This is a genomic window from Polaromonas sp. P3_C2 (assembly GCF_056402675.1).
On sequence record NZ_JBFUGX010000690.1, the window covers coordinates 1 to 2,095 of the forward strand.

2 protein-coding genes are annotated in these 2,095 nt (G+C 54.9%); both read right to left on the reverse strand.

The annotated features are described in order from the left end of the window. Positions 1-421: 421 nt before the first annotated feature. Positions 422-1,192 (reverse strand): Hint domain-containing homing endonuclease, encoded by a 771-nt coding sequence (locus AC1DWI_RS20800; protein WP_477725639.1) that lies wholly within the window; start codon positions 1,190-1,192, stop codon positions 422-424. Positions 1,193-1,912: 720 nt separating this feature from the next. Beyond that, positions 1,913-2,095, reverse strand: a 183-nt coding sequence (locus AC1DWI_RS20805) for a hypothetical protein (protein ID WP_477725640.1), incomplete at its 5' end; no start/stop codon positions are given.

Below are 2,095 nucleotides of genomic sequence, written 5' to 3' on the forward strand. Positions count from 1 at the left end.
AGCCGTTATCTCAGGAACCGCAAGAAGCTGGAATGAGGTCATCCTGGGCCGTCTGACCCTGCGGCTTTGAGCGATAAGGCCGCTTGGTAACCGACCAGCCTTCGTTCACGTCGTCCTGGGCATTCCTGCTCGGGATGTATGACTCGTCTTTGCCAACAAAAAGACCGCCTTTGAAAATGCCACCCATTTTTAACTCCGGTTAATTGCAATCATGAAAACTTGCCGGGATCCTTGGAAATCCCGCAGGTTTCCTGATCTCACAAGCAATATATCCGCTGTTCCAGGGTGATGTTTAGCTGCCGCGAAGCAGGTGGGCAGGCTTTTGAAGCCTGCCCTCCCCCACATCCACCAAAGAAAAAGCGCCTGCAAGCCGCTTGCAGGCGCTTCTGGCGTTGTCTCAGCCTTGCTGTGAAGCCAGTGCTCAGGCCTCAGCTGTGCTGACCTGCGCTATAAAACTGGCCGCAGCCGCATCAACGGCCAGGGCTTGCCACGGCGCACCCAGTTGCACGGGACCCTGCTGGCAAGGGCTGAAGGCCAGGAAGCCTTCTACAAACAAACCGCAGCCCTGCTCAGTGATGATGTTGTACAACCGGGTTTCCGGCGGCATGTGGTGAAACACCGGACGCGCATGCACCCAGCCCGACACATGCGCAAACTGTTCGGGCAGGTCGATCGCCAGGGGAACGGCCGGCGGCATCTCGGGGCTGACCGCATTGCGTTTTTCGTACAGGTAATGGTTCAGGTTGAAGGTGCCCCAGCCTTCGGAAGCCACGCCATCTTGCGTGCGGCTGACCCACAGCGGGTGCTCGTCCGACATGATCAGGCACTGGTCGCCCAGGCCGCGCAGCTCGATGATCTTGCGCGACATGCCCAGCACAGGCTGCTCCAGCGCGGCCACCTTGCGGGGGCCCAGATTTGTCATAACCAGATCACCCACCGCGACGTCTTCCACCGGCTTGCTGGAGCCGTCGGCCATCAACACACGGTTGCCGGCCAGGAAGCAGGAGCAACTGTCGCAGTAATTGCACGAAGCGGGAATGATGTCTTCCTGGACCGTCTGGCCCTGCGACGTTGAGCGATAAGGCCGCCGGGTTACCGACCAGCCTTCGTTCACGTCGTCCTGGGCATTTCTGCTCGGGATGTACGACTCGTCTTTGCCCACAAAAAGACCACCTTTGGTAATTCCACCCATTTTTAACTCCAGTTAGGTTAGTTAGGAACACAGACACTTGTTTTGGGAGCACTGGAAATCCATGGCTCCCACCCAATACATCCGGCGCCCTGAAGAATGTTTATCGTGGCGGCGAGTGTTGGATTGCGCTGGAGTCTGGCAACAAGCTAGGTCAGGTTCGATGGTATGCAACCGCCTGTCGGCTCATAGCGTCGTACGGCGACCTGCAAATCAGTGATCTTCAAACGAATAATGGCTGTAGACCAATAGGGATGTGCGCAAGCAGCTATTGAATTGATAGCAAATTCGATGAGTAGGTCAACCCTTCTTGGGGAGCCACTTGAGGCGTGGTTTTTGAAGCTTCAACTGGACACCCTGGCGCATGCGCTCGGATTGCCCTGAGCCGCAAGCTTCCGGCCCACAACCAGCTTTACCGACTACGACGACGAAGAGTCTCTCGAGGGAAGAGACCGCTACCACCTAGTGCTTAGCTGCGGCGAGCGCAATCTACTGGAGTCTGGCAACAATCGATTCAATGTGAAGCCCAGGGAACTCTGGTTCTTTGACAACAAGTGATGCACAGGGCAGCCAATCCATCCGATACGCCGCGTGTGCATATTATTTTTGATGGGTATCCACTGAGGAAACTGGGCTAGGCTCCCGTGAAGGCCAAGTTTTTGTCCACATCCCCAGTGGGTCAGATTTCGACGGAACTCAACATACTGTATTCGTCCCTATGGTTTAGGGGGCCGATTTCGAAGCGCTAACTCCGCTGGCACTCAGAGCAGTTGCCAACTCATTCGAATAATCAAAATATCCTCTTGAGTTAACTTCTTTCGGAGTAAGAATTTTACTTATTAATCCAAATGAATTTTTTCGGAATTCCTGAATGGATAATTCGGTTTCAGCCGAACACTCCAGAGT